The sequence below is a fragment of the Nocardioides sambongensis genome, from assembly GCF_006494815.1.
Taxonomy (GTDB): Bacteria; Actinomycetota; Actinomycetes; order Propionibacteriales; family Nocardioidaceae; genus Nocardioides; species Nocardioides sambongensis.
This window is the reverse complement of the sequence record NZ_CP041091.1, coordinates 2,776,058-2,800,587: the sequence shown is the minus strand read 5'-3', so window position 1 is coordinate 2,800,587 and position 24,530 is coordinate 2,776,058. Positions and strand designations below refer to the sequence as shown.

General features: G+C 72.3%; 21 protein-coding genes. 12 read left to right on the top strand and 9 right to left on the bottom strand.

All coding sequences use genetic code 11. The features are described from left to right. Window positions 1–65 precede the first annotated feature (65 nt). From FIV43_RS13225 to FIV43_RS13220, 3 genes are all read right to left on the bottom strand, one after another. Window positions 66–539 (bottom strand): hypothetical protein, encoded by a 474-nt coding sequence (locus tag FIV43_RS13225; RefSeq protein ID WP_141014515.1) that lies wholly within the window; start codon window positions 537–539, stop codon window positions 66–68. Window positions 540–650: 111 nt separating this feature from the next. After that, complete coding sequence (locus FIV43_RS22495) at window positions 651–1,052, bottom strand: dolichyl-phosphate-mannose--protein mannosyltransferase (RefSeq protein ID WP_231123289.1); 402 nt, start codon at window positions 1,050–1,052, stop codon at window positions 651–653. Between the two features lie 139 nt (window positions 1,053–1,191). Next, window positions 1,192–2,460: a phospholipid carrier-dependent glycosyltransferase gene (locus FIV43_RS13220; protein ID WP_231123281.1), complete on the bottom strand. Its 1,269-nt coding sequence runs from the start codon at window positions 2,458–2,460 to the stop codon at window positions 1,192–1,194. Window positions 2,461–2,498: 38 nt separating this feature from the next. Here FIV43_RS13220 and rsmI point away from each other — a divergent pair, with 38 nt between their 5' ends. From rsmI to FIV43_RS13200, 3 genes are read left to right on the top strand one after another with little or no spacing between them, the layout of a single operon-like run. Beyond that, entirely contained in the window at window positions 2,499–3,365 is an 867-nt protein-coding gene (gene rsmI, locus FIV43_RS13215; protein WP_231123274.1) for a 16S rRNA (cytidine(1402)-2'-O)-methyltransferase, read from the top strand. Next, the gene (locus tag FIV43_RS13205) at window positions 3,358–4,326 is read left to right on the top strand and encodes an alpha/beta fold hydrolase (protein ID WP_231123260.1); all 969 of its coding nucleotides are present in this window, start codon (window positions 3,358–3,360) and stop codon (window positions 4,324–4,326) included. The genes rsmI and FIV43_RS13205 overlap by 8 nt, the downstream gene beginning before the upstream one ends. Beyond that, window positions 4,313–5,158, top strand: coding sequence for a TatD family hydrolase (locus FIV43_RS13200; protein ID WP_141014514.1), 846 nt, complete (start codon window positions 4,313–4,315; stop codon window positions 5,156–5,158). The genes FIV43_RS13205 and FIV43_RS13200 overlap by 14 nt, the downstream gene beginning before the upstream one ends. 49 nt (window positions 5,159–5,207) lie before the next feature. Here the strand turns inward: FIV43_RS13200 and FIV43_RS13195 are convergent, their stop codons facing one another. Beyond that, window positions 5,208–6,725, bottom strand: a complete 1,518-nt coding sequence (locus FIV43_RS13195) for a SpoIVB peptidase S55 domain-containing protein (RefSeq protein WP_181407479.1) — start codon at window positions 6,723–6,725, stop codon at window positions 5,208–5,210. Next, entirely contained in the window at window positions 6,677–6,967 is a 291-nt protein-coding gene (locus tag FIV43_RS21045; protein ID WP_181407478.1) for a hypothetical protein, read from the bottom strand. The genes FIV43_RS13195 and FIV43_RS21045 overlap by 49 nt, the downstream gene beginning before the upstream one ends. A 423-nt stretch (window positions 6,968–7,390) precedes the next feature. On the opposite strand from FIV43_RS21045, the gene FIV43_RS23185 reads away from it, so the two are divergent. The 4 genes from FIV43_RS23185 (at window position 7,391) to FIV43_RS13175 (ending at window position 12,507) form a co-directional block, all read left to right on the top strand. Then, window positions 7,391–8,566 (top strand): resuscitation-promoting factor, encoded by a 1,176-nt coding sequence (locus tag FIV43_RS23185; protein ID WP_141014512.1) that lies wholly within the window; start codon window positions 7,391–7,393, stop codon window positions 8,564–8,566. Window positions 8,567–8,697: 131 nt separating this feature from the next. Further along, window positions 8,698–9,609 (top strand): 16S rRNA (adenine(1518)-N(6)/adenine(1519)-N(6))-dimethyltransferase RsmA, encoded by a 912-nt coding sequence (rsmA, locus tag FIV43_RS13185; protein WP_141014511.1) that lies wholly within the window; start codon window positions 8,698–8,700, stop codon window positions 9,607–9,609. Next, the gene (locus FIV43_RS13180) at window positions 9,606–10,529 is read left to right on the top strand and encodes a 4-(cytidine 5'-diphospho)-2-C-methyl-D-erythritol kinase (protein WP_141014510.1); all 924 of its coding nucleotides are present in this window, start codon (window positions 9,606–9,608) and stop codon (window positions 10,527–10,529) included. Before rsmA ends, FIV43_RS13180 begins: the two co-directional genes overlap by 4 nt. Before the next feature lie 139 nt (window positions 10,530–10,668). Continuing rightward, window positions 10,669–12,507: an ABC-F family ATP-binding cassette domain-containing protein gene (locus FIV43_RS13175; RefSeq protein ID WP_141014509.1), complete on the top strand. Its 1,839-nt coding sequence runs from the start codon at window positions 10,669–10,671 to the stop codon at window positions 12,505–12,507. Between the two features lie 64 nt (window positions 12,508–12,571). On the opposite strand, the gene FIV43_RS13170 is transcribed toward FIV43_RS13175, so the two are convergent. Both FIV43_RS13170 and FIV43_RS13165 read right to left on the bottom strand, forming a co-directional pair. Next, complete coding sequence (locus tag FIV43_RS13170; protein ID WP_141014508.1) at window positions 12,572–15,862, bottom strand: glycosyl hydrolase; 3,291 nt, start codon at window positions 15,860–15,862, stop codon at window positions 12,572–12,574. A gap of 158 nt (window positions 15,863–16,020) precedes the next feature. Next, a complete protein-coding gene (locus FIV43_RS13165) occupies window positions 16,021–16,254 on the bottom strand; it encodes a LuxR C-terminal-related transcriptional regulator (RefSeq protein WP_196780787.1) in 234 nt (77 codons plus the stop codon). A gap of 155 nt (window positions 16,255–16,409) precedes the next feature. Between FIV43_RS13165 and FIV43_RS13160 the strand changes: the two genes are divergently transcribed. After that, entirely contained in the window at window positions 16,410–17,324 is a 915-nt protein-coding gene (locus tag FIV43_RS13160) for a LysR family transcriptional regulator (protein ID WP_181407477.1), read from the top strand. A 25-nt stretch (window positions 17,325–17,349) separates the two neighbouring features. Here the strand turns inward: FIV43_RS13160 and FIV43_RS13155 are convergent, their stop codons facing one another. Further along, window positions 17,350–17,838, bottom strand: a complete 489-nt coding sequence (locus FIV43_RS13155; RefSeq protein ID WP_141014506.1) for a MarR family winged helix-turn-helix transcriptional regulator — start codon at window positions 17,836–17,838, stop codon at window positions 17,350–17,352. A gap of 66 nt (window positions 17,839–17,904) precedes the next feature. Between FIV43_RS13155 and FIV43_RS13150 the strand changes: the two genes are divergently transcribed. The 4 genes from FIV43_RS13150 (at window position 17,905) to FIV43_RS13135 (ending at window position 20,639) form a co-directional block, all read left to right on the top strand. Further along, window positions 17,905–18,849: an alpha/beta fold hydrolase gene (locus FIV43_RS13150; RefSeq protein ID WP_141014505.1), complete on the top strand. Its 945-nt coding sequence runs from the start codon at window positions 17,905–17,907 to the stop codon at window positions 18,847–18,849. After that, a complete protein-coding gene (locus tag FIV43_RS13145; protein ID WP_141014504.1) occupies window positions 18,839–19,654 on the top strand; it encodes a methyltransferase domain-containing protein in 816 nt (271 codons plus the stop codon). The genes FIV43_RS13150 and FIV43_RS13145 overlap by 11 nt, the downstream gene beginning before the upstream one ends. Then, entirely contained in the window at window positions 19,651–20,046 is a 396-nt protein-coding gene (locus tag FIV43_RS13140; RefSeq protein WP_231123245.1) for a VOC family protein, read from the top strand. The genes FIV43_RS13145 and FIV43_RS13140 overlap by 4 nt, the downstream gene beginning before the upstream one ends. 116 nt (window positions 20,047–20,162) lie before the next feature. Continuing rightward, complete coding sequence (locus tag FIV43_RS13135) at window positions 20,163–20,639, top strand: hotdog fold domain-containing protein (protein ID WP_141014503.1); 477 nt, start codon at window positions 20,163–20,165, stop codon at window positions 20,637–20,639. Between the two features lie 73 nt (window positions 20,640–20,712). Here the strand turns inward: FIV43_RS13135 and FIV43_RS13130 are convergent, their stop codons facing one another. Then, window positions 20,713–24,459 carry an Ig-like domain-containing protein gene (locus FIV43_RS13130; protein WP_141014502.1) on the bottom strand — a complete coding sequence of 1,249 codons (3,747 nt, stop codon included), beginning with the start codon at window positions 24,457–24,459 and terminating at the stop codon, window positions 20,713–20,715. Window positions 24,460–24,530: the final 71 nt, after the last annotated feature.

Here is a 24,530-nt window from a genome sequence, read left to right as displayed (position 1 = left end):
CACGCCGCACATCACCCGAACGGACTAGTGCGCACCTCCGTCCGGCCCTTACTCACCGGTTTCGCTCAGGTCGCCGGTCCCGTGGCCGCGCAGGCCGCCGCCGACTCCGCGACGATCCCCCGGTAGGTGTCGCGCAGACCCTGCTGGCTGCGCCGCAACGCGATCAACAGCTCCGCCACGTCGCCGGTGCTCAGGCCGCCGGCGGGGCGCGAGCGGCCGGGGTCGAGCCACTGCGCGGTCTCCGCGCTGGTGATCCGGGTGCCCAGCTCCAACCGGTAGTGGGTGTCGTCGGCGGAGAAGTCGACGTCGGCGACGATGCCGGTCCAGTGGGTCCGCGTCGTCGGGTCCTCCAGGAGGACGTGCTCGCCCCGGTCGAGTCCGCGGGGGAGGTCGTGCTCGAGGTGGCTGATGCTGATCGACCGGCTGCGCCGGGTGAACGCGGTCAACGCCAGCTCGATCCGCACCACCGGGCGCGCAGCAGCAGTGCCGTGCGGGTCCGTCGTCGCGGATGCCGTGCGGTGCTCCAGCTGCTCGTCCATGGTGTCCTCCCTCGACCGGGCCCGGTGCGCCCGCTCAGCAGACCCAACGCCGGGACGCGGCCGCGGGTTACTGGGAGGAAGGTCCCGAAAATGCGGGACGCCGTGGTGCGCTCAGATCCAGCGGGAGAACCAGATCCGGTCCAGCCACTCCTGGTGGGTGATCAGGCCGTTGGTGAAGATCGGCCAGAACCAGGCGAAGTTCACCAGCACGAGCACCACGAAGGCACCGCCGACCACCACCCCGACGGTGCGCCGGTTGGACGGTCGCCGGGACGGGCCGATCAGGGTGCCGATGGCCAGGGTCAGCGCCATCACCAGGAACGGCAGGATCGCGATCGCGTAGAAGAAGAAGATCGGCCGGTCGTCGTACTGCATCCAGGGCAGCCAGGTGGAGAGCGTCCCGACCACGGCGACCCCGTAGCGCCAGTCCCGCGCGCCGATCCACATCGCGGCCGCGAAGAGCAGGGCGATGCAGCCGCCCCACCACAGCACCGGGGTGCCGATCAGCAGCACCTGGCGGATGCAGTCGCTGTCCGCGGCGGCCTCGCAACCGGGGGTGTCGGGGGGATGTCGTTGGTGACCGCGACCCCCACCGGGCGGTTGATCAGCAGCCACCCGGACGGCTTCGACTCGTAGAAGTGCGTGGAGCAGTTCAGGAAGTGCGTGTGGAAGGTGTAGGCGTCCTGGTGGTAGTACCAGAGCGAGCGCAGCGACTGCCAGGCCTCGCCGATCCCGCTGGCGTCCGGCTCCTCGGCGGTCGGCCACCGTCGGTCCGTGTCCAGGTCGGTCGCCACGAACGAGTCGTCGTCCTCGGCGCAGTGGCCCTCGCCGGTGAACTGCCGGTACTGGGTGGAGGAGAGGTGCTCCTCGTACTCGTCGGCGTGCGCCAGCCACCCGCCCCAGGTGGCGATGTAGACGAGTGCGGCCACGACCACCAGGTGCACGAAGGCCGGGATCCCGTCCAGGATCGCCGCCTTGAGGATCGGGCGCCGGATCCCCAGGCTGCGCCGGGCCCCGCGCTCCACAACCAGCACAGCAGGCCGAAGGCCGCCAGCGGGTAGGCGGCCGACCACTTCGTGCCGAGCGCGAGCCCGAACATCACCCCGGCGGCCAGCAGCCAGGGGCGGAACAGGAACCGCGGTCCCCACGCACGCCGGGAGGGGTACGACGCCCGGTCGGCCTCGTCGCCGGCGCCCGGGTCGGGCGCCATCCCGCGCGCCAGCCGGGCGCGCAGCCAGTCGCGGTCGGCGACCAGGCAGGAGACGCCGCACAGGATGAAGAGCGCCAGGAAGATGTCGAGGAGCGCCAGTCGGGAGAGCACGAAGTGCAGGCCGTCGAACATCAGCAGGATGCCCGCGACGCAGCCGAGCAGGGTGGAGCCGGTCATCCGCCGGACCAGCCGGCACAGCACCAGCACCATCAGGGCACCGGCCACCGCCGAGGCGATCCGCCAGCCGAACGGGTCCATCCCGAACGCCTTCTCGCCCAGCGCGATCAACCACTTGCCGACGTCCGGGTGGACGGCGAGCGACGGCTCGCCGGTCCACACGCCCTGCGTGTGCCCGGCCAGGATGTCGGCGTTGATGTCGGTCTTCGGGTTGCCGTCGACGTCGGTCAGGTAGGTCTGGATGTAGCCGTTGTTCAGCAGCGACCAGGCGTCCTTGGCGTAGTACGTCTCGTCGAAGGCGAACCGCTTCGGGGTGCCGAGGTGGACCAGGCGGAGGGCGAAGGCGAGCAGGGTGAGGCCGATCGGCGCGACCCACCCGATCGCCTTCTCGCTCAGCGGCAGCCGGTCCAGCGGGTTGAGCGCCCGGAGCCTGGCCAGCGGGACGGGGCGACCGGCAGCGGTGCGGGAGAGGCTGGCACGGCGCCCGGCCGCCTCACCGGCCGCCTCGTGCTGCTGGTCGTCCACGGCGGTCACAGCGGGAACCCTACGTGTGCGGATGCGATGATCGGCCCGTGAGTTCCTCCTCGGGTGGCGGCGACCCTACGGCGACCGGCGTGCTGGTGCTGGCGGGGACGCCGATCGGGCACGTGCCGGACGCCCCCACCCGGCTGGCCGCGGAGCTCGCCGGGGCCGACGTGGTGGCCGCGGAGGACACCCGGCGGCTGCGCCGGCTCACCGCGGAGCTCGGCGTCGAGATCACGGGACGGGTGGTCTCCTACTTCGAGGGCAACGAGCAGGCCCGTACCCCGATGCTGGTCGAGTCGCTGGAGGCGGGACAGCGGGTGGTGCTGGTGACCGACGCCGGGATGCCGAGCGTCTCCGACCCCGGCTACCGGCTGGTGGCGGCGGCGGTCGAGGCCGGAGTCCGGGTCACCGCGGTGCCCGGCCCGAGCGCCGTGCTCACCGCCCTGGCCGTCTCCGGTCTGCCGGTCGACCGGTTCTGCTTCGAGGGCTTCCTGCCGCGCAAGGCCGGGGAGCGCGCCCGCCGGCTGGCCGACCTGGCGGACGAGCAGCGGACGGTGGTCTTCTTCGAGGCGCCGCACCGCACCGAGGCCGCCCTGTCCGCGATGGCTGAGGCCTTCGGCGCCGACCGGGCGGCGGCGGTGTGCCGGGAGCTCACCAAGACCCATGAGGAGGTCCGCCGGGGCGGGCTGGCCGACCTCGCCGCCTGGGCCGCGGACGGCGTACGCGGCGAGGTGACGCTGGTGGTCGGCGGTGCCGAGGCGCGCCCGGCTCTGGCCACCGACCCGGACAGCCTGCGGGCCGCCGTGGCAGCGTTGGAGGAGGACGGGATGCGCCGTAAGGAGGCGATCGCCCAGGTCGCCGTCCGCGCCGGACTCCCGAAACGTGACGTCTACCAGGTGGTGCACATTGGCTGAGCCGACCCCGACCGACCCCGAGCAGACCGACCCCGAGCAGACCGACCCCGAGCAGACCGACCCCGAGCAGACCGACCCCGAGCAGACCGACCCCGAGCAGACCGACCCCGAGCAGACCGACCCGGGCCGCCGGGTGACCTCGTTCGGCAACGACGGCCTCACCTTCGACGTCCTCGACCAGGGACCGGTCGACGGGGAGCCGATCGTGCTGCTGCACGGGTTCCCCGAACGGGCCACCTGCTGGCGCCTGGTGGCGCCACTGCTCCACGCGGCGGGCTACCGCACGCTGGCGCTGGACCAGCGTGGCTACAGCCCCGGCGCACGTCCGCCGCGGCGGCGGGACTACCTGCTGCCCGCGCTGGCCGGCGACGTGGTCGCGCTGATCGACCGGGTCACCGGGCCCGGCGGCTCGGCCCACGTCGTCGGTCACGACTGGGGTGCCGCCGCGGCGTGGACGGTGGCCGGGCTGCACCCGGACCGGGTGCGCACGCTGACCGCGGTCTCGGTCCCGCACCCTCGTGCGTTCATCGCGGCGGCACGCCACTCCGGGCAGTTGCTGCGGTCCTGGTACATGCTGATGTTCCAGCTGCCGGTGGTCCCCGAGCTGGTGATCGGCCGCAGCCGCTCGGACCGGATGCTGCGCTCCTTCGGGATGACCGCCGCGGACGTCGCCCGCTTCCGCGACGAGATCGTCGACGACGGTGCGCTGCCGACCGCCCTCAACTGGTACCGGGCGCTGCCGCTGTCCGACCCGCGCGGCGGGGCCGGCAGGATCGAGGTGCCCACCACGATGATCTGGAGCGACGGCGACACCGCGATCGCACGCTGGGGGGCGGCCCACAGCGGCAGCTGGGTCGACGCCGACTTCAACTTCGTCGAGCTGGCCGGGGTCAGCCACTGGATCCCCACCCAGGCGGCCGAGGCCTGCGCGGAGGCCGTGCTGGAGCGTGTCGGTGGCTGAGCGCGACGAGCTGCCGCCGGTCCCCGAGCCGCTCCCGCACCCGGTGGTGGACAACCACTGCCACCTCGACATCGGGCGGGACGGCGCACCGCGCGACACCCGCGAGGCGATCGATGCCGCCGCCGCGGTCGGCGTACCGCGGATCGTGCAGATCGGCTGCGACCTGCGCGGCGCGCGCTGGGCGGTCGAGGCGGCCGGTGAGCACCCCGAGCTGGTCGCCGGGGTCGCGCTGCACCCGAACGAGGCGCCTCGCCTGGCCGCCGAGGGGGCGTTCGAGGACGCGTGGGCGGAGATCGAGCGCCTCGCCGCCGACCCGGTGGTCCGGGCGGTCGGGGAGACCGGGATGGACGCGTTCCGCACCGGTGCGGAGGGCCGGGCGCACCAGATCGAGTCCTTCGTCCGGCACATCGACCTCGCCAAGCGGCTGGGCAAGACCCTGGTGATCCACGACCGCGACACCCACGAGGACATCCTCGAGGTGCTCGACGCCGAAGGGGCGCCGGAGCGCTGGGTGATGCACTGCTTCTCCGGCGACGGTGACTTCGCCCGGGCCTGCCTGGATCGTGGGGCGCACCTCTCCTTCGCCGGCACCATCACCTTCAAGAACGCGGAGCCGCAGCGGGAGGCGGTGCGGCTCTCGCCGGTGGACCGCCTGCTGGTGGAGACGGATGCGCCGTACCTGACGCCGTCGCCGCACCGGGGGCGGACCAACGGGTCCTACCTGGTGCCGCTGACGATGCGCCGGATGGCCGCCGAGCGCGGAGCCGATCTCGGCGAGCTGTGCGCGGCGGTCGAGGCGAACACGTTCGCCGCGTTCGGCGGCGCCTGGTGAGGGACGCCGCCGAACGCGGTTGATGCATCCGGTCGGGTGACCGGTGCGCTCAGCGCACCACCACGCGCACCGACTTGCGACCGACGACCACCTTGTCCTGGAGGCCGCTGACGTCGGAGAGCGTCAGCTTCGGACCCTTGCGCACCTTGACCGTGCCGCGCAGGGCGACCGAGTCGTTGCGCAGGTCCTTGGCCAGAACCTGCTTCAGGTCGGCCAGTGAGTCGATGCGCCAGGTGTTCAGGTAGCCGTCGCCGCCGGCGACGGTGAGCGTGCCCTTGGCGCCGGCGAGCTTCTTGCCGATCTTCTCGCTGAGCACGACCGACCGGGTGTCGCCGGCGGAGGCGATGGTGACGCGCAGCGTGAGGGTGGAGCCGGCCTTGACCGCCGCCGGCTTCTTGGCGAGGGTGACCCACTTCCGACCGACCCGCTGCTCGACCTTGCGCACCCGGTAGGCGCTCTCGTCGTCGGTGACCTCACCGGTGATCGTGGCCGACTCGATGGTGACTCCCTCGACGCCGCTCAGGCCGGACAGCGTGTCCGCCAGCGGGTACGACGCCTCCTCGGCGATGTCCCACGACGACCGGACCCGGTCGGTGTGGGAGACCGAGAACGGCACGCCCTTCGCGTCGGTCCCTTCGATGGTGAAGGTCTGCAGCTCGCTGCCGGTGCTGATCTGGTCCATCACCGCGTCGTGGTTGGTGAAGTGCTCGTAGAACGCGACGCTGCCGAGGGCCAGCGGCTCGTACACCTCGGTGCTGCCCACGCGGGAGGCGCCCTCGAAGGTCAGGTCGGAGCTGACCGTCGCGGACGCGGGTGGCTCGCCGAGGTCGCCGGCGATGCCGGTCAGCCGGTCGTCGGTGATGGTGCCGCCGACCTCGCCGAGGTTCGCGACCTTGAACGGCACGCCGAGCGGGTCCTCCTGGATGTAGATCGCGTCGGCGGCGCCGAGGCCATAGCTGACCTCGCCGACGAAGTCCATCGGGTGGCCGAACCCGACCACCCGCCCGTCGCAGACCGAGGTGGCGGTGCCGATGCCGGCGTAGTTGATGTCGCCGACGGACTGGACGGCCGCGAGGTTGCCGCCGGCGACCACGGTGTCGATGCCGGCCACGTCGGCAGCACCGGCCGCGCCGGCCGCGCCGGTGCTCGCCACGGCGTCGGTCTGGTAGCGGGTCGCCCGGACCCCGTCGGCCCGGTTGGCGTCGACGCCGCTCATGGTCATCGGCACCGGGAGCCGGCGGAAGCCACGGGCGGCCTGGCTGCGGGTGACCTCGCCGGTCGCGGCGATCTTCTCCGCGGCGCGGCGGCCGACCTCGATGCGTCCGGCCTCGGCGGCGGGCCCGAGGTAGTCGTCCATGTACTCGAACGGGGTGATGCCGGCGATCGGCGTGCTGCCCCAGGCGAGCCCGTAGGCGACCGCACCGATCAGCCGCCCGTCCTCGGCGTAGACCGGGGAGCCGGACATCCCCTGCCAGATGCCTCCGGCCTTGGTGATGGCGTCCGAGTCGAGCTCCATCATCACCATGTCCCGACCGGGGCTGATGCCGTTGGCGAGGACGCCGAGCACCTCGCCGCTGAAGGGCTGGGGGTGGTGGCGCTGGAGACGGTGAGGCCATCGACCTCGTCGCCGGCCACCAGGTCGGCGACCGGGAACGCCTCCGCACAGTCCTCGACGGGTGCGGCGTGGGCGGGGCCGGCCAGGCCGACCCCGGCGACCAGGCTGGTGCTGAGGCCGACGCAGGTCGCGGCGGCGGTGAGGCGGAAGGCCCGGCGTGGTGAGGCGGTGCGCGGTGCGCGGGATGTCGACATGGTTCCTCCGAGGTGAGCGGCGGCGCGCAGGGTTGTGTGCCGGTGATCTAACGACGCGCGAAGGTTCCCATCGGTTGCCTCTCGTGCGGATCATTTCCGGCGGATCCGTGCGCTTGCCATTGCTTGCTACAGCAAGCAGAGAGTGCCTACCCGGAGGCAGGTTGCGCCGAAAGAGAGTGATTCGAGTCACATTTCACGCTGCGCGGGGACTCGAGGGTTTGATTTCCGGCGCTTGCACTTGTTCGCATGGTCGGGAAGGCCGGGATCGGGACCGATCCGGTCGGCAGCCGGAGCGGGTCATCGTGAGCGCTCCGGACACCGCAGGACCGCGGTGCGTCACCACTGCAGGGGCGCACCGCGTTTCGTTGGGATCAGCGGTGGCCGGCCGCCCCGAGGCCCGGGCAGAACGACGTTCGGAGAATCGTGCCTGCTGCACGCGCCGCCCTCAGCTCCACCTTCGGCAAGCTCGCACCCCTGGTGCGGCGGGCCGTCCACAGCAAGGTCGCACTGGTCGCCACGGCAGCCGTGGTGGTCCTCGCGGTCGCCGGCACCACGCTCGGCTACCAGTCGCTCAAGACGACCGTCACCCTCTCCGTGGACGGGGAGGAACGCGAGGTCTCCGTGATGGGCGGCAGCGTCGCCGACGTCCTGGATGCCGAGGGCATCGACGTCAGCGACCGTGACGTGGTCCAGCCCGACCTCTCCGAGGACGTCTCCGACGGGAGCAAGGTCTCCGTCCTCTACGCCAAGCCGGTCGAGCTGACCGTCGACGGCGAGACCAGCACCCACTGGGTCACCGCGACCGACGTCCAGGGCGCACTGGCCCAGATCGGCCCGCAGTACACCGACTCGCGGCTCTCCACCAGCCGCGACCTGGACATCGACCGCGACGGCGCCTCGATCGACGTGGTCACCCCGAAGAAGCTGACGCTGGTCCTGGCCGGGGACAAGCCGGTCACCCGCGACATCACCGCGCTGACCGTCAAGGGCGCCCTGAAGCAGCTCGGGATCGAGCTCGACAAGCACGACTCGATCAACCTCGAGCCCAAGGCCACCCTGGCCGACGGCGACCGCCTGGTCTTCACCGACGTCGAGGTGAGCAAGAAGAAGGTCAGCGACGAGGCCTTCGACGTGGCCACCATCGAGCGCGAGGACTCCTCCTCGCCCGAGGGCACCGAGACGGTCGTCCGTGAGGGCAGCTCGGGCCTGCGCGACGCGACGTACCGGGTCGTCACCCGCAACGGCGAGGTCGTCCGGCGCGAGCTGATCACCAGCAACGTGACCACCGAGGCGGTGGCCCGGATCGTCGAGATCGGCACCAAGGAGGAGACCGTCGCCGCGAACTACGCCGGCGGGAGCACCGTGTGGGACCAGCTCGCGCAGTGCGAGTCCGGTGGCAACTGGGCGATCAACACCGGCAACGGCTACTACGGCGGCCTCCAGTTCAACCTGGGCACCTGGCAGTCCTACGGCGGCAGCGGCTACCCGCACCAGAACTCGCGTGAGCAGCAGATCGCGATCGCGGAGAAAGTGCGCGCGGCGACCGGCGGCTACGGCTCCTGGCCCGGCTGCGCGGCAAGCCTGGGCCTGCCGACCTGATCGCCGACGACCCGACAGCTCCGACGGCCGGCCGTCCCGACCCCACCACGGGGACGGGGCGGCCGGCCGCGGCGTTGACATGTCATCCACCTCGGCCTGCACCGCTCGCCTGCTCCCCCTACGCTGGTGTCATGTCCGACGCGATCGATCAGCCCGCGGGTCTCCGGCTGCTCGGTCCGGCGGAGGTCCGCGAGCTCGCCGCCGCCCTCGACGTGCGGCCCACCAAGCAGCGGGGCCAGAACTTCGTCATCGACGCCAACACGGTCCGGCGCATCGTGCGCGAGTCCGGGGTCGGGCCCGGTGAGGCGGTGGTCGAGGTCGGTCCCGGTCTCGGCTCGCTCACCCTCGCCCTGCTCGAGGCGGGCGCCGACGTCACCGCGATCGAGGTCGACCCGGTGCTCGCGCAGGCACTGCCCGGCACCATCGAGCGGTTCGCGCCCGCGGCCGCCGACCGGCTCCGGGTGGTCGAGGCGGACGCGCTCCGGGTCACCGAGGTGCCCGGGCCCTCGCCGACCGCGCTGGTCGCCAACCTGCCCTACAACGTCTCGGTCCCGGTGCTGCTGCACCTGATGGCGCTGCTGCCGGACCTGCGGCACGGGCTGGTGATGGTGCAGTCGGAGGTCGCCGACCGCCTCGCCGCTCCTCCCGGCTCCAAGACGTACGGCGTGCCGTCGGCCAAGGCCGCCTGGTTCGCCGAGGTCCGGCGGGCCGGCGCGATCGGGCGCAACGTCTTCTGGCCCGCGCCCAACGTTGACTCCGGGCTGGTCGCGTGGACCCACCGACCGCCGCCCTCGACCGCGGTCACCCGACCGGAGGTCTTCGCCGTGATCGACGCCGCCTTCGCGCAGCGACGCAAGGCCCTGCGCGGTGCGTTGCGCACCCTGGCCGGGTCGTCGGAGGCGGCCGAGGGCGCGCTCCGGACCGCCGACGTCGACCCCCTGGCGCGCGGCGAGTCGCTGGGGATCGAGGAGTTCGTCGCGATCGCCGAGGCGGTGGCGGCCCAGCGGGCGGACCAGTCGGCGTCCGGGGGTGAGGCGGGATGACGGCCGCCGCGCTGCCTCCCTCGGCCTCGGTCACCGTCCGGGCGCCCGCCAAGATCAACCTGCACCTCGGCGTGGGTGCCGCCCGCGAGGACGGCTACCACCCGCTGAGCACGGTCTACCAGGCCGTCGGCCTCTACGACGACGTCACCGTCACCGAGGCCGAGGGATGGTCGGTCGAGCTGGTCCGCGCCGACGACGCCGTGCCGCTGGACGGGGAGAACATCGCGATCCGCGCCGGGCGGCTCCTGGCCGAGCACCACGGGCTCGACCTGGCCGCCGCGATCAGCATCGACAAGGGGATCCCCGTCGCCGGCGGCATGGCCGGCGGGTCCGCCGACGCGGCGGCCACCCTGGTGGCGCTGGACCGCCTCTGGGACCTGCGCACCCCGGACGACGCCCTGCTCTCCCTCGCCGCCGAGCTGGGTAGCGACGTACCGTTCGCGCTGGTCGGCGGCACGGCGCTCGGCACCGGCCGCGGCGAGATCGTCGAGCCGGTCCAGGACCGCACCGAGTGCTGGTGGGTGGTCGTCCACTCCGACCGCGGCCTCTCCACGCCCTCGGTCTACGAGCGGTTCGATGTGGTGGCGCCCGACGCTTCGGTCGAGCCGGAGGTGCCCGTGGCGCTGCTGGGCGCCCTCGAGGAGGGCGACGTCGCCGCGCTCGGAGCGGCGCTCGGCAACGACCTGTGGGCGCCGGCGCGGGACCTGCGGCCGGACCTGGCCGAGGTCGAGGCCGACCTGCGCTCGATGGATCCGATCGGGCTGCTGCTCTCCGGCTCGGGCCCGACGCTGCTGATGCTCTACGACAACGTCGACGCGGCGCGGCGCGCCCTGGTCGACGTGGTCGACCTGGGTCTGCAGGCCTCCATCGCCCCGGGGCCCGTCGCCGGGGTGCACCTGGTCACCTACGGTTCGGCCTGACGGGCCTGGGCCGTCAGCACCGTCCGAACCCGACTCCACACCTGCGAAGGAGCAGTGGACTCCGTCCGATGAGCCACCCCACCCGATCCCCGAGCTGGCCCGCCGTGCTCGTCCGCACGACCATCGATCGCGAGGACCGATGAGCAACCTGGTGAACCTGGAGCGCGTGTCCAAGGCGTTCGGCGTGCGCCCGCTGCTGACCGACGTCTCGCTCGGCGTCGCGGCGGGGGAGCGGATCGGCGTGGTGGGCCGCAACGGCGACGGGAAGTCCACCCTGCTGCGGGTGATGACCGGCGAGGAGACGCCCGACGAGGGCCGGGTCTCGCGCCAGCGAGGTCTGCTGATCGGCTACCTGCGACAGGCCGACGAGTTCGCCGACGACCACACCGTCCGCGAGATCGTCCTCGGCGGACGCTCCGACCACGAGTGGGCGGCGGACTCCGGACTGCGCGAGATCGTCGAGGTGCTCCTGGCCGGGGTCGAGCTGGACCGTGCGGTCGCCGGTCTCTCCGGCGGCGAGCGCCGCCGCTGCTCGCTGGCCCGGTTGCTGCTGGGCGAGCACGACCTGATCGTGCTGGACGAGCCGACCAACCACCTCGACGTCGAGGCGATCGCCTGGCTGGCGCGTCACCTGACCGCCCGTTCCTCCGGCCTGATCGTGGTCACCCACGACCGCTGGTTCCTCGACGCCGTCTGTCAGCGGACCTGGGAGGTCCACGACGGCGTGGTCGACTCCTACGAGGGCGGCTACGCCGCGTTCGTCCTCTCCAAGGCGGAGCGTCAGCGGCAGGCCGCCGCCAGCGAGGTGCGGCGTCAGAACCTGGTCCGCAAGGAGCTGGCGTGGTTGCGGCGCGGAGCCCCGGCACGGACCTCGAAGCCGAAGTTCCGGATCGACGCCGCCAACTCCCTGATCGAGGACGTGCCGCCCCCGCGGGATCGCCTCGAGCTGCAGCGCTTCGCCACCCAGCGTCTCGGCAAGGACGTGGTGGACATGGAGGACGTCGACCTCAAGCGTGGCGAGCGGGTGCTGCTCGACCACGCCACCTGGCGGCTCGGCCCCGGCGACCGCGTCGGCATCGTCGGCGTCAACGGAGCCGGCAAGACCACGGTGCTCTCGCTGCTGGCCGGCGAGCTCGCCCCCGACCACGGCCGGGTGCGCCACGGACGGACGATCGCGTTGCAGCACCTGGGCCAGCACGTCGAGGTGGTCGACCCGGAGGCGCGGGTGCTGTCGACCATCGAGTCGATCAGCCGGGTGACCCGCACCGCCGACGGCGACATCTCCGCCTCCTCGATGCTGGAGCGGTTCGGGTTCACCGGCGACAAGCTCACCGCCCGCCTCGGCGACCTCTCCGGTGGTGAGCGCCGCCGCTTCCAGCTGCTCCGCCTATTGCTGACCGAGCCGAACGTGCTGCTGCTCGACGAGCCGACCAACGACCTCGACATCGAGACCCTCAACGTGCTCGAGGACTTCCTGGACGGCTGGCCCGGCACGCTGGTCGTGGTCTCCCACGACCGGTACTTCCTGGAGCGGGTGACCGACTCGACCTGGGCCCTGCTCGGCGACGGCCAGATCGCGATGCTGCCCCGCGGGGTGGACGAGTACCTGGAGCGGCGCGCGGCATCCCTGGCGAGAGGTCAGGAAATCACGGCCGAGAGGTCAGAACCCGCGGGTCGAGTGTCCACACCGGCCACCGGCACCGGTCCGGGAGTGACCTCTGGGGCGTCCGGGCCTGACCCCTCGCCGAAGGCACGCTCGGGTTCCGCCGAGGAGCGGGCCGCACGGAAGACGGTCGCCCGGCTGGACAAGGTGCTCGCCCGGATCACCGAGCGGGAGGCCGCGTTGTCCGAGCAGCTGGCCGTGCACGCCACGGATCCCGACCGGCTCGCCGAGCTCGGTCGCGAGCTGGCCGCGCTGGGCGAGGAGAAGGAGACGGCCGAGCTGGAGTGGCTCGAGGCCGCCGAAGTGCTGGAGTAGCCGGCGGGCCGGGAGAGCGCTCCTCCCGGCCCGCCGAGGTCACTGCCGGTCGTTCACTGCCGCTTCACCGCCGGCCCTTGACCACGCGCAGGACGGCGAACGCGACGTCGCGCCGCACCTGGGCGTCGCCGGCGTAGACGACCTTGATCCGGTGCTTGCCACGCGGAAGGCGCGGCAGGGTGACCGTGGCCGCTCCGCGCTTGTTCAACGTCGCCACCCGCAGCAGCTTGCCCTTGCTCAGCAGACGAGTCTTCCCGGTGGGGACGACCCCACCGGCTGCCGTGACCCGGATGGTGGCCTGCGCTCGGTGTCCCGCCCGGACCTTCCCGGGACGGAGCCGCAAGCTCGCCTCCGAGCGGACCTTCGCCACCGGAGCTCCGGCCGTGGTCTCCAGCATGACCGGGCCGATCAGGCCGGCGTCCTGAGGCGTGTCCATCGCGTAGGCACCGTCGCTGTTCACGTCGGCCGGGAAGTAGCGGTTCTTCTTCCGCGGCGTCACGGTGATCTCGACCGTGTTGGATCCGTCGACCACCAGGTCGGTGACGTCCACCTCGTAGGGTGCCCACAGCGCAGCGCCGGCGTCCTGCCCGTTCACCGTCACCCTAGCCGCCGAGTGGACGGTGCCGAGGTCGAGCACGTAGCGCTCGCCGGCCCGCTTCTCGACGGTCACCTCGGCGGTGTAGGTGCCGTCCTCGGCCACCGAGCGCAGGCGGCCGTCGGCGACGTCGGCGTTCTTCCAGTTGCCGAGGACCGAGCCGGTGAAGGTCTCGGTCGTCACCGCGCCGCCGCGAACGCCGTCGAGGCTGTCGGAGGTCACGGTCAGCGACGTCGGCTCGACGGGCGTGCTGGCGTCGGGCGCCGCCACGTCGACACCGGTGGGCGTGCCCTCGGTGAGGTCGTCCGTGGCGATCGGGCTGTCCGTGGCGAGCAGTGCGATCCCGTTGCTCGGCGGCGTCGGGCCACCGAAGGTTCCGACGCCGTCCTGGCCCGCTGCCAGGGTGAACGACAGGTCCCCGCCGTCCGACTCCGCCTCGTGCACCGATCCGTCGTTCTGGTCCAACCAGTAGAGGTGTTCGTAGTCCTCCCCGCCCTGGAGCGCGACGGTGGTGGTCTCGGGCGAGAGGTTGCGCACGAACATCAGCTCACTGCCGTCGGACAGCGTCCGGCGCACGGTGCGCAGGTCGTCGTTGGCGGCGTGGGACAGCTCGGGGTCGACGACCCGGCGCAGCATGTTGGTCAGTGCCACCTCCGTGGTGCGGTGGTAGGCCGACGATCCGGTGAGCAGCACCTGCTCGGCGAGGTCGGCGACCTTCGCGTCCCTGGCGGCGTAGTCGCCGCCGGCGTAGCCGTCCTGGGCGTCGGGGAGAGCGCCGTAGAAGACGATCGGAGCGCCTTGGTCCGCCAACCGCTGGAGCGCCTGCATGGTGGCGACCGGGACGGTGTTGCTCTGCACGACAAGGGCGTCGTAGGCGATGGTGTCGCCGTTGACCCGGAGCTCGCCGTCGACGTACTCGGTGCTCCCGGCGGTGAGGCTGGCGTCGTTGATGACGTCCCAGGTGTAGCCGTTGCGGTGCAGCACCGGCGTCGCCCCGTCGGCGGTGGCGGTGGTGTCGAAGGGCGCGTAGACGGCCACGTCGACGCTGGGGTCGCCCTGCTGGCCGACGTAGTTGAGCCGGGCGGCGTAGTCGTTGAGCTCCCCGAAGTACGGCGACAGCGTGTTCTTCTCGGACATGTTCACGCCGATGGTCGGGAACGCGGCCCAACCGTTCTCGCCGTACTCGTCGGAGTCCACGCCGTAGGGGTAGTTCAGACCGTGGTAGAAGAAGTTGTTCACGCCGCTGGTGGCCATGATCTCGAAGCCGTTGCGCAGCGTGTCGAGCGTGTTGAGCATCGGCGTGAGACCGAGCGTGTACTGCTCCGCGGTGACCAGGTTGCGTCCGTAGAGGTGGCCGCCCGAGGCCGCGGTGCGCAGGTTGTACTCGTCGGCCTGCTCCTGCTCGGGGATGTCGACGTACTTCGCGGCGCCGATCTGATCCATCGGCGGGTTGTAGGCCTGCTGGCGGAACTCCAGGCCGTAGGAGTTGGTCGCTCGCTGGAAGCCCTGCAGGCCCTTCGCGAACAGCGTGCCGAGCAGACGACGGAAGTCGTTGAGGATCCGCGCGGAGACCTCGGTGTCGGCGCTGAAGGTCAGGTAGGGCTCGGTCGAGCCGGAGAGCTGGTTGCCGCGATAGGCGGGCATGTCGAGGTTCTGCCGGTAGACGGTGGCCAGGTACGGCGAGAAGTCGTAGCCCAGACCGTTGTTCTCGGCGTCGGCGGCCAGGTCGAAGAGGGCATCGGTGTAGTAGAGGTCCGGGCCGAGCTCGAGGCTGTCGTTGAAGAGCGCGCGGACGTTGTCGTGCTCGTTGACGATGGAATTGAGCCGTTCCTCGCCGACCCATTCGGTGACGTAGTCGTAGGTCTCACGGGCGTCCATGTGGTCGACGACGTACCAGTCAGGGCGCGCGGCGTCGACCGGCTTGGCTCCGGCGGGCAGGGAGTAGAGCGCGACGACCTCGTAGTCGGCGTCGTCACCGAGCTGGTCGGCGACCTCGGTCGGCACGTCGAAGCTGCTGGCGCCCCGGGGCACGTCGATCATGTAGCGGTCGGTGTCGTCGAGGGAGATCCGCTCGTCCCAGACGGTGGCACCGTCGTCGAAGAGCGCGGCGTCCCCGGTGACCGAGCCGACCACGCCGGTACGACGGGCCAGCAGCACACCCTGCAGCTTCGCCTCCTCCGGCGCCCACGTGGAGCCGTTGGAGTAGTGCATGCTCTTCGCCGGCGCCGGTACGGCGATCCCGCCGGCCTTGACCTCCGCGCCGCTCAGCACGGTGCGGCCGAGCGCGAGGTTGCCCTCGGCGTCTTCCAGCGTGACGTCGGCGCTGTTGGCGTTCCAGCCGGTGCCCATGTTGAGGTCGACGGTGATCCCGAGGTCCTCGGCCTTGGCCACGGCGTACTCGAGCTTGTCGTAGAAGGTGTCGGTGTAGACGTCGCGGACCTTCTCCTCGTCGCCGGGCAGCGCCTCGACGCCGAAGGGGTTGATCTCGACCGTGCCGAATCCGTGCTCGGCCAGGTAGTCGAGCTGCTCGCCGAGCACCTCGGTCTCCACCGCGCCGCCGGGCCACCACCAGCGCACCCCGGGTCGGTACTCGATGCTCGGGTCGGCGAACCCGGCGACCGAGAAGGCCCCGGGCGCGGAGGTGTCGTCGTCGGTCGCCGCGGCCGACCCGGCAGTGGGCAGCGCCGTGACGGCCATCGTGCTCAGAGCGAGCGCGGCGCCCATTCCGAGCGCGACCAGTCGCTTGCTGTTGCGTCTCATCGTCCTGCTCCTATCCGAGCGGGCCGCGGTTCGAGCGCCCCACCCATGAATCGATTCATCACAGATGTGAGGCTAGTCACGGGCATTCGTCACAGTCGACGGTTCGCGCACAGGTTGATCGAAAGCGGACGCCGGGCCGGTGGACCGACCGTGCCGGCTCAGATCAGATGCGCGCGCAGCGCGATCACCACGGCCTGGATCGTGGTGCGTGCGCCCAGGCGCTCGCGCACGCCCGCCACCCGACGCTGCACCGTTGCTTCGGAGAACCCGAGTTCGCGTGCGAGCCGGCGTCCGTCGTAGCCCCGGGCGAGGTAGCGCAGCAGACGCAGGTCGTCGGCGTTGAGCATCCCCGGGGAGCTGTGCGGTCCGCAGGTGCGGGGGGCGGTGTCCATGTGCCGACGGTGGCCGGTTCCCGGCCCGCCGGCCACCCGAAAGAGGGTCGATCTGCTGATGAGCACCATGGGGATCGCTGATGCGCAGCGCGGGAGCGCATGCGGATCTGAGCAAGGTGGTGCCCGGCCGGGGTGGGGGACGGGATAATCGACCGGTGTCCGGCATCCGCAACATCGACGTCCACCTGCTGGCGACGCTGGACCACCTGCTGCGGGAGCGATCCGTCACCCTGGCTGCTCATCGCCTGGGCGTGAGCCAGCCCGCGGTCAGTGCGTCGTTGGCTCGACTGCGCCGCCATTTCGACGACCAGCTGCTGTTGCGCCGTGGAGGTGAGTACGCGCTCACCCCGTTGGCGCAGACACTGGCCGAGCGCGTGCCCGGTGCGCTCGCCGAGCTGCGCGCGCTGCTGGACGCCGAGCACGCGTTCGACCCCGCCACCACGACACGGGAGTTCGTACTGGTCTGTTCCGACCACGTCACCACCGTCTACGGCAGCGGCCTGGTCGCGCGTCTGCGTGAAGCAGCCCCGGGGGCCTCCGTCCGATTCGTCGCGATCGGTGGTACCGGGCCCGGTGGGCCCGCCCTCGCCGACGTCGACGGACTGGTGCTCCCACGTGCCTCGATCCCGGATCTCCCCAGCATCGACCTCGCCCGGGGGGCCTGGGTGCTGGTCGCCGATCCGGACCACCCGGTTCCTGCGGGTGAGGAGGGAGTGGCGAAGATAAGCGCGCGGCCGTGGGTCAGCTTCCGCGGCGCGGGTGGCGGCCACGTGCCGCCGGTCGAATACCTGCTCAGCCAAGGGGTCGCGCTTGACCTGGACCTCCTCGTCCCGGACTTCGGCAGCATCCCGTTCCTAGTGCGGGGGACGCCGAGGATCGGCATCCTTCCCCGACGCCACGCGCAACTGTTGGCCCGGGCCGCGGGCGTGGCGGTCTTCGAGCCCCCGGTCGTGCTTCCGGAGCTGATCCTGACCATGGTCTGGGACCCGTCCAAGACGCCGGATCACGGGCATGCATGGTTCTGCGAGCTGCTCGGCCGGGAGGAGCTGTTGGCGGTCGGAGACGCCTGAGGGCTGCCGCGGCCCGTCGCGCGCCTCAGCCGCCGAACGGTGCGAGCAGCTGGCGCAGCAGGCCGGCCAGGGCGGTGCGGTCGTCCTCGGGCAGCCCGGCGAGGAGGTCGCGCTCGGCGGTGAGCAGGGCGGAGAAGGCGCCGTCCACGGCGTCCTTGCCGTCCGGGGTGAGGCGCACCAGCACGCCGCGGCGGTCCGAGGGGTCGGGGTTGCGCTCGACCAGCCCACGGGTGACCAGCCGGTCCACCCGGTTGGTCATCGTGCCGCTGGTCACCAGCGTCTCGCGGAGCAGCTTGCCGGGGGAGAGCTCGTAGGGGTCGCCGGCGCGGCGCAGTGCGGCGAGTACGTCGAACTCCCAGGACTCGATGCCGTGCGCGGTGAAGGAGGCTCGGCGGGCCTTGTCGAGGTGATGCGCCAGCCGGGAGATCCGGCTGAAGACGGCCACGGGTGCCAGGTCCAGGTCTGCACGCTCGCGCGCCCAGGCCTCGATCAGCTCATCGACCTCGTCCCTCACCCCAGGAACGATAGCGGATCTGCAAAGAATCTTGATATCAAGATACGACGGTCGTACGGTGAGCCCATGGATACGCTCGTGACCGACCTCACGCGGGTCCGGCTGACCAGCCTGACCTGGGGTGATCCGACGGACGCGGATCGCCCCCTCGCGCTGCTGCTGCACGGCTTCCCCGACACCGCGCACACCTGGCGCCACCTCGGGCCGGCGCTCGCCGAGGCCGGCTATCGCGCGGTCGCGCCCTTCACCCGCGGCTACGCACCGAGCACCCTGGCCACCGACGGCGTCTACCACCCGGCGGCCCTGATGTCCGATGCGCTCGCGCTGCACCAGCGTCTGCGCGGGGACGCCCGCGCGGTCGTGGTCGGCCACGACTGGGGCGCGATCACCGCCAACGGCGTGGCCGCGCTGCCGAGCAACCCCTTCGGCCGGGTCGTGTCGATGGCGGTCCCGCCGATCCCCGCGCTGCGGGCGCGGCCCGGTGACGCGTGGGGGCTGCTGCCGCGCCAGGCCGCGATGAGCTGGTACACACTCTTCAACCAGCTCCCCGTGCTCCCCGAACGTCGCGCCGAGCGCTTGGTCGCCCACCTCTGGCGCCGCTGGTCACCCGGGTACGACGCAGGCGAGGACCTCGAGCACCTCCGGGCCAGCCTCCCGCCCGGCGCCCACCGCACGGCCGCCTTCGGCTACTACCGCGACGCGCTCCGCCGTCGCACCCTCCCGGCCCCCTACGACTCCTGTGCCGAGCACTGGCTCGCCGCGCCGCGCGGCCCCCTGCTCTACCTGCACGGCGAGGACGACGGCTGCTGCGACGTCCGGTGGGCGGCCCGCGCGGAGGCCGCGCTGCCCTCATCGGCGCAGGTCGCCGTGGTGGCCGGTGCCGGTCACTTCCTGCAGCTAGAGCGGCCGGAGATCGTGAACGCGCGGGTGCTCGAGTTCCTCTCCCGGTCGGCGCCGGCGGAGCCGGTCCGGTCGGACTCGGCATCGTCGGAGGCCGGCGATGAGCGCTGACTGGGACCCCCAGCGCTATCTCACCTACGCCGACGAGCGCGGCCGGCCCTTCGTCGACCTGATCGCCCGGATCGACGCCGACCCGGCCGAGGGGGTGGCGTCGGTCGTCGACCTGGGCTGCGGACCGGGCAACCTGACCGCGCTGCTCGCCCGGCGCTGGCCCCGGGCGGGGGTGACCGGGGTGGACAGCAGCCCGGAGATGATCGCCCGCGCCCGGTCCGAGGTCCCCGGCCTCGACTTCCGCGTCGCCGACCTGCGCGACTGGATCGCCGACCCGGGGCGTGGACCGGTCGACGTGCTGGTCTCCAACGCCACGCTGCAGTGGGTCCCCGGACACCTCGACCTGCTCCCCGCGCTGGTCGCCGCGGTGCGACCGGGCGGGTGGCTCGCCCTCCAGGTCCCGGGCAACTTCGAGCAGCCCAGCCACACGCTGCTGGAGGAGGTCGCGGACCTCCCGGCCCATCGCGAGCACACCCGCGGCGCCGCGCGGCCCGCCGCGCACGACGCCGCCACCTATCTGGATGCTCTCGCCGCGCTCGGCTGCGCCGTCGACGCCTGGGAGACCACCTACCTGCACGTGCTCCGCGGCGAGGACCCGGTCTTCACCTGGGTGAGCGGGACCGCGGCGCGGCCGGTGCTGCAGGCGCTGCCCGACGAGCTGCGCCCCGGGTTCGTCGAGGCGTACAAGGCGCGGTTGCGGGCGTCGTACCCGATGGTGCGGGTGGGGGACGAGCCCGGTGTCGTCCTCCCGTTCCGCCGGGTGTTCGCGGTGGCCCGGGTGCCTGACCACGAGGAGGAAGCATGACCACGATGAGACTGCACCACGTCCAGGTCGCCTGCCCGCCCGGCGGCGAGCACGATGCGCGCCGGTTCTACGGCGAGGGCCTCGGCCTGACCGAGGTGGACAAGCCCGCCGACCTCGCCGGCCGGGGCGGCTGCTGGTTCCGCTCGTACGACGACAGCGGTGCCGTCGTGGCCGAGCTGCACGTCGGTGTGGAGGAGCCGTTCGCGCCGGCACGCAAGGCGCACCCCGCGCTCGTGGTCCCGGATGCGGCGGCCCTCGACGCGCTGGCCGAGCGCCTCGGCGTGGCCGGCTTCGAGGTCGACACCTCGCAGCGCACGACCTTGGCCGGCTACCTGCGCTTCCACACCTTCGACGGTGCCGGCAACCGGGTGGAGGTGCTGGCTGGGGTGTGAGCGACCGCGCCCCATGCGGATTGGTCGAGAATTCGCCCAGATCACGACCAATCGGAATGGGGCGCGCGAAGACGCCGACCACCCGACCACTATTACCGAGCGGTAACATCGGCGCCATGAGCCAGGTCCACTCCCTCTGGAAGACCGCCACCGGCCTGCCGCTGATCGGCAGCAGCCTGGGCAAGCGGGTCTTCTCGATCGCGTTCAGCCAGAAGGCGCCCTACTTCGCCACGATCCGCCCGCGGTTCACGGTGGTCGAGCCGAACCACGTCGAGCTGGTCATCCCCAAGCGGCGCGGGGTGCAGAACCACATCGGCACCGTGCACGCGATCGCCCTCTGCAACGGCCTGGAGTCCGCGATGGGCGCGCTGGCCGAGGTGACCATCGCCGCGGACCAGCGCTGGATCCCCAAGGGGATGGAGGTGGCCTACACCGCCAAGGCGACCACCGACATCACCTGCATCGCCGAGACCGACCAGGCGCAGTGGGACGCCGCCGACGGTGACCTGCCGGTGCGGGTGCGCGGGGTCCGGGAGGACGGCACCGTGGTGATCGAGGGCGTCATCAAGCTCTGGGTGACCGCCCGCAGGTGATCCGCGCTGCGGACGGCCGACGGCCCGGGCGAGCAGTGCTCGGCCCGGGCCGTCTCGTGGTGGTAGGGGAGGGTCAGCGCAGAGCGACCACCACCACGGTCGAGGTGGCACCGGTGTAGGTGTCACCGGCCCCGAGGACGGCGCGGACCCGCAGGTAGGGGACCTTCTTCGCCGTGGGCGCGGTGATCCGTGCCGAGACCGCGGTGCCGTTCAGCGACCGCGTGGCGACCGTCCGGAACGCGCCGTTGCCCTTCGCGACCTGGATCTTCACGGTGCCGGTCACCGGGGTGCCGGCGACGGCCCCGGTCACCTTGGTCCGGACCAGCGCCTTCTTGCCGCGCTTGACCGCGTCCTTCGTGGCCACCGTGAGCGCCGTCGGCGCCTTGGTGACCGCGTAGGCGGCGGTCAGCCGCCCGCTGGGTGCCAGCTCGTCGGTGCCCGCGAACTCCGCCGTCACGGTGTGCTCGCCCACCGCCAGGGTGGCGGGCAGGGTGAAGGTGGCGCTGTCCTCGTCGTCCAGGACCAGCGTCTCCTCGGTCCCGTCCACGCTCACGGTGACCTCGGCGCCGCTGCCGTCGGGGACGGTCACGGTGCCCTCCGCCCCGGTGCCGTACGTCGTCGCGCTCGCCGACAGCGAGAGCGACAGCGTGGTCTGGCGCCGGCTGAGCACGAAGGTGACCGCGTTGGAGGTGGACGACTGCGACGTCGCGGTCGCCGCGAAGACCGCGCTGACCTCGTGGGTGCCCGCCCTGAACGACGGCACGGTCAGGGTGGCGACCCCGTCCACCGCCTCCGCGGTGCCCAGCGACTCGGTGCCGTCGAAGAACTCGACGGGCCCGTCGACCTCGACCCCTTCGGCGCCGGAGACCGTGGCGGTGAGCTCGATCGGCTGCCCGATCTCGATCGCCTCGGGCGCCCAGGTCAGTGCGGTGCTGGTGGCGTCCAGCGCCGCGAACCGGCCCTCGGCGGACCGACCCGTCGCTGCCGCGGTCGCGGTCACCTCGACCGTTCCCCGGGTGACATCGGTGGGCACGGTCAGCTCCGCAGCGGCCAGGCCGGTGCCGTCGGCGACGGCGGTGACCGGGTCGATGCCGGCGGCGGTGAAGGTCACGCCCTCCCCGGCCCGGAAGCCGGCGGCGGAGAGGGTGATCGTGTCGCCGGGCAGCGGGGTCTCGTCGCTGGCGGTGACCACGCCGGTCTCGTCGAGCGAGGCCAGCTCGGCGCACACGTCGCCGGGCACGCCGTACGGCGGGAGCTCGGTGCCGACGGTGACGCCGTCGTCCTCACGGATGGTGGTGAAGACGATCGCGGACCGCCCCATCACCGCGCCGCGGGTGTTGGTGACGCTGGCCTTGAGCGAGGTGCCGGACGAGCTGCTCGCCGTGGTGTCGCCCTGCAGGGCGGCGGTGACCACCTTGCAGGTCTCGCCGGGTGCGAAGGTGACCTTCTCCATCGCGGCGCCGGCCCGGCTGCCGGTCGAGGACGAGCCGAGCAGCGAGACGTAGCCGGTGACCGGCGCGGTGGCCGGACCGTCGAGGTGGACGGCGAGGTCGTAGGTGCCGGCGGCGTCGCCCTCGTCGACGTACGGCGCGTAGACGTCGAGCACGGGCTCGGCGCCGACGGTCGCGGTGCCGACCGCGGAGCTCTCGAACGCGAGGTCGGAGAGGTACGCGGCGCCGGTGTCGACCCCGGTGAACCGGACCTCGCGCACGTCGGAGAGGTCCACGCCGGCCTCGGCGATGGTCGAGGTCGGCACCATGACCTGCTGCAGCACGAGCTTCTTCAGGTACGTCGTGCCCGTCGAGGTCTCCGAGGTGGGCAACCGGACCAGTGCCTGCGGGTTGGTCTCGGAGACCAGCCCGCTCCAGCTGACACCCGCGCCGTCGATGACGCTCAGGGTCAGGTCGGTCGCCGTGCTGACCGACTCCGCCGCGGCCATCTTCACCGAGAGGTGGTCGGCGTCGGCGACGTCGCGCTTGGCGGCGGGGACGGCCACCCGCAGCTCGCCCGAGGACGTGGTCCAGGAGAGCTGGGTGACCGGGGTCGCCGGGACGTTGCCGCCGTTGCTGGCCGGGGTCCAGTGCGGGACAGTCGAGGACGCCATCGCACCGGAGGCGCACGCCGGCAGCACCTGCGGCACCGCGCGACCGGCGAGGCTCGCGCAGAGCGTGGAGGTGGCGCCGCCGAAGGGCCGGATCAGCGAGCTGGTGCGCTCGAAGTCGGCGATCGTGGTGCGCGCGGAGGACGGCGCGGTGGCCTGGGTCCGGATGTCCTCGTCGCCGAGGCTCTCGGGCACCGCGCCGGTGCCGTCGAACATCGGCAGGAACCGCTCCTCGCCGCCCAGGGTCAGGCGGAACCAGGCGGTCATGTACGCCGAGCCCTGGTCGTACTGCTCCTGGGGCGTCATCCGGATCGAGGTCGCGGCGACGCTGGCGTCGGTCCCGCAGATCGGCTCGGTACGACGCGCGGTCGAGCCGCTCCAGTCGTCGCTGACGCTGTACTGGTAGACGCCGGGGGTCCACACCGTGTTGTAGAAGTTGTGGTTGGCGCCCATCGCCCAGGTGCCGGTGCGCAGCACGTCGTCACCGAACGCGTAGCGGCTGTCGTCCAGCATGTGCTGGCCCTGCTGGTTGGACACGTCACCGTCGCAGTAGGGGAGGATCACGTTCATCGCCACGTCCGGCACGGTCATCCGGCCGAAGTCGACCGGAGCCAGCGGCAGGATCGTCTCCAGCCCGAAGGGCTTCTCGCGCATCGTGTTGAGCACGGCGGCGGAGGTGACGCCCTCGCCGCCACGGGAGTGGCCCATCATGCCGACGTGGTCGAGGTCGAACCGGCCGACCAGGTCCGCCGGGACGACGGTGTCCAGTGCCGCGGGTGCCTCGACGAAGCCGGCCGCTCGCTCGGCGAGTGCGGCGGTGCCGCTGCTCAGCGCCTGCGCCAGGCTGACGTCGGCGTCGGTCGCGTCGTCGTGATAGCCGACGGTGCGTCCGGCGTTGGCGTCGCCGAGCATGTCGAGGGTGTCGAGGATGAGCTGACCGCGGGCCTGAGCGCCCTGGTCGGCGGCGAGCTGGTTGTCGTTGGCGTTGATCGCGTTGGCCGAGATCGAGACCACGGAGTAGCCGTGGCTGGCCAGGGCGCGAGCGGTGCCGTCGTAGCCGAGATAGCTGGGGATGGAGAGCTGGGTCGACGAGCAGGGCCAGCGGTTGGGGTTGCTGGCGCCGGTGCCGTAGCAGTAGCTGTGCCGTCCGTGCAGCAGCAGGACGACCGGGCGCTCCCCGCCGGTGGTGGGCAGGTAGAGCTTGCCCTCGAGCTCGCCCCGGATCCCGCCGATCGCGGCCAGGTCGACCGACTGGTCGCCGAACTTGTAGATCGACTCCGTCCAGTCGTAGTCGCCGGGCGCGGTCGGGTCGGCCGGTAGCGGCTCGGCGGCGCTCGCCGCGGGCAGCACCTCCTCCGTCACGGCCGCGGTGGACGGGCCGACGGCCTCGCTGGTCCAGCCGGCCTCGACCGAGCTCGCCCGGGCGACCGAGGGGTCGGCGGTGAACACGGTCAGTGACCCTCCGTCCGCCGACTCGGTGGCGATGCCGACGGTCTCCCCGTCCACGACCAGGGTCGGGGCGTCGGAGACGACGGGCAGCGGCTTGTCGAGCTCGAGGGTGATCTCGTAGCCGCCGGGTGCGGTGGCGACGGTCCACCCGTCGCCGTCGGCGACCGGGTCGGGTGCGGCGCTCGCCGCTCCGGTCAGCGGGGAGAGGGGGCTGAGGGCGGCCAGGGAGAGCGGCACGGCCAGGGTCGCCGCAGCGATCCTGGCGCGCATCCGGCCGTGGGCGCGTTTCGCAGGGAACAAGGGTGGTGACCTCGCGGGGGAGAAGGGATCGCCGCAGGGAC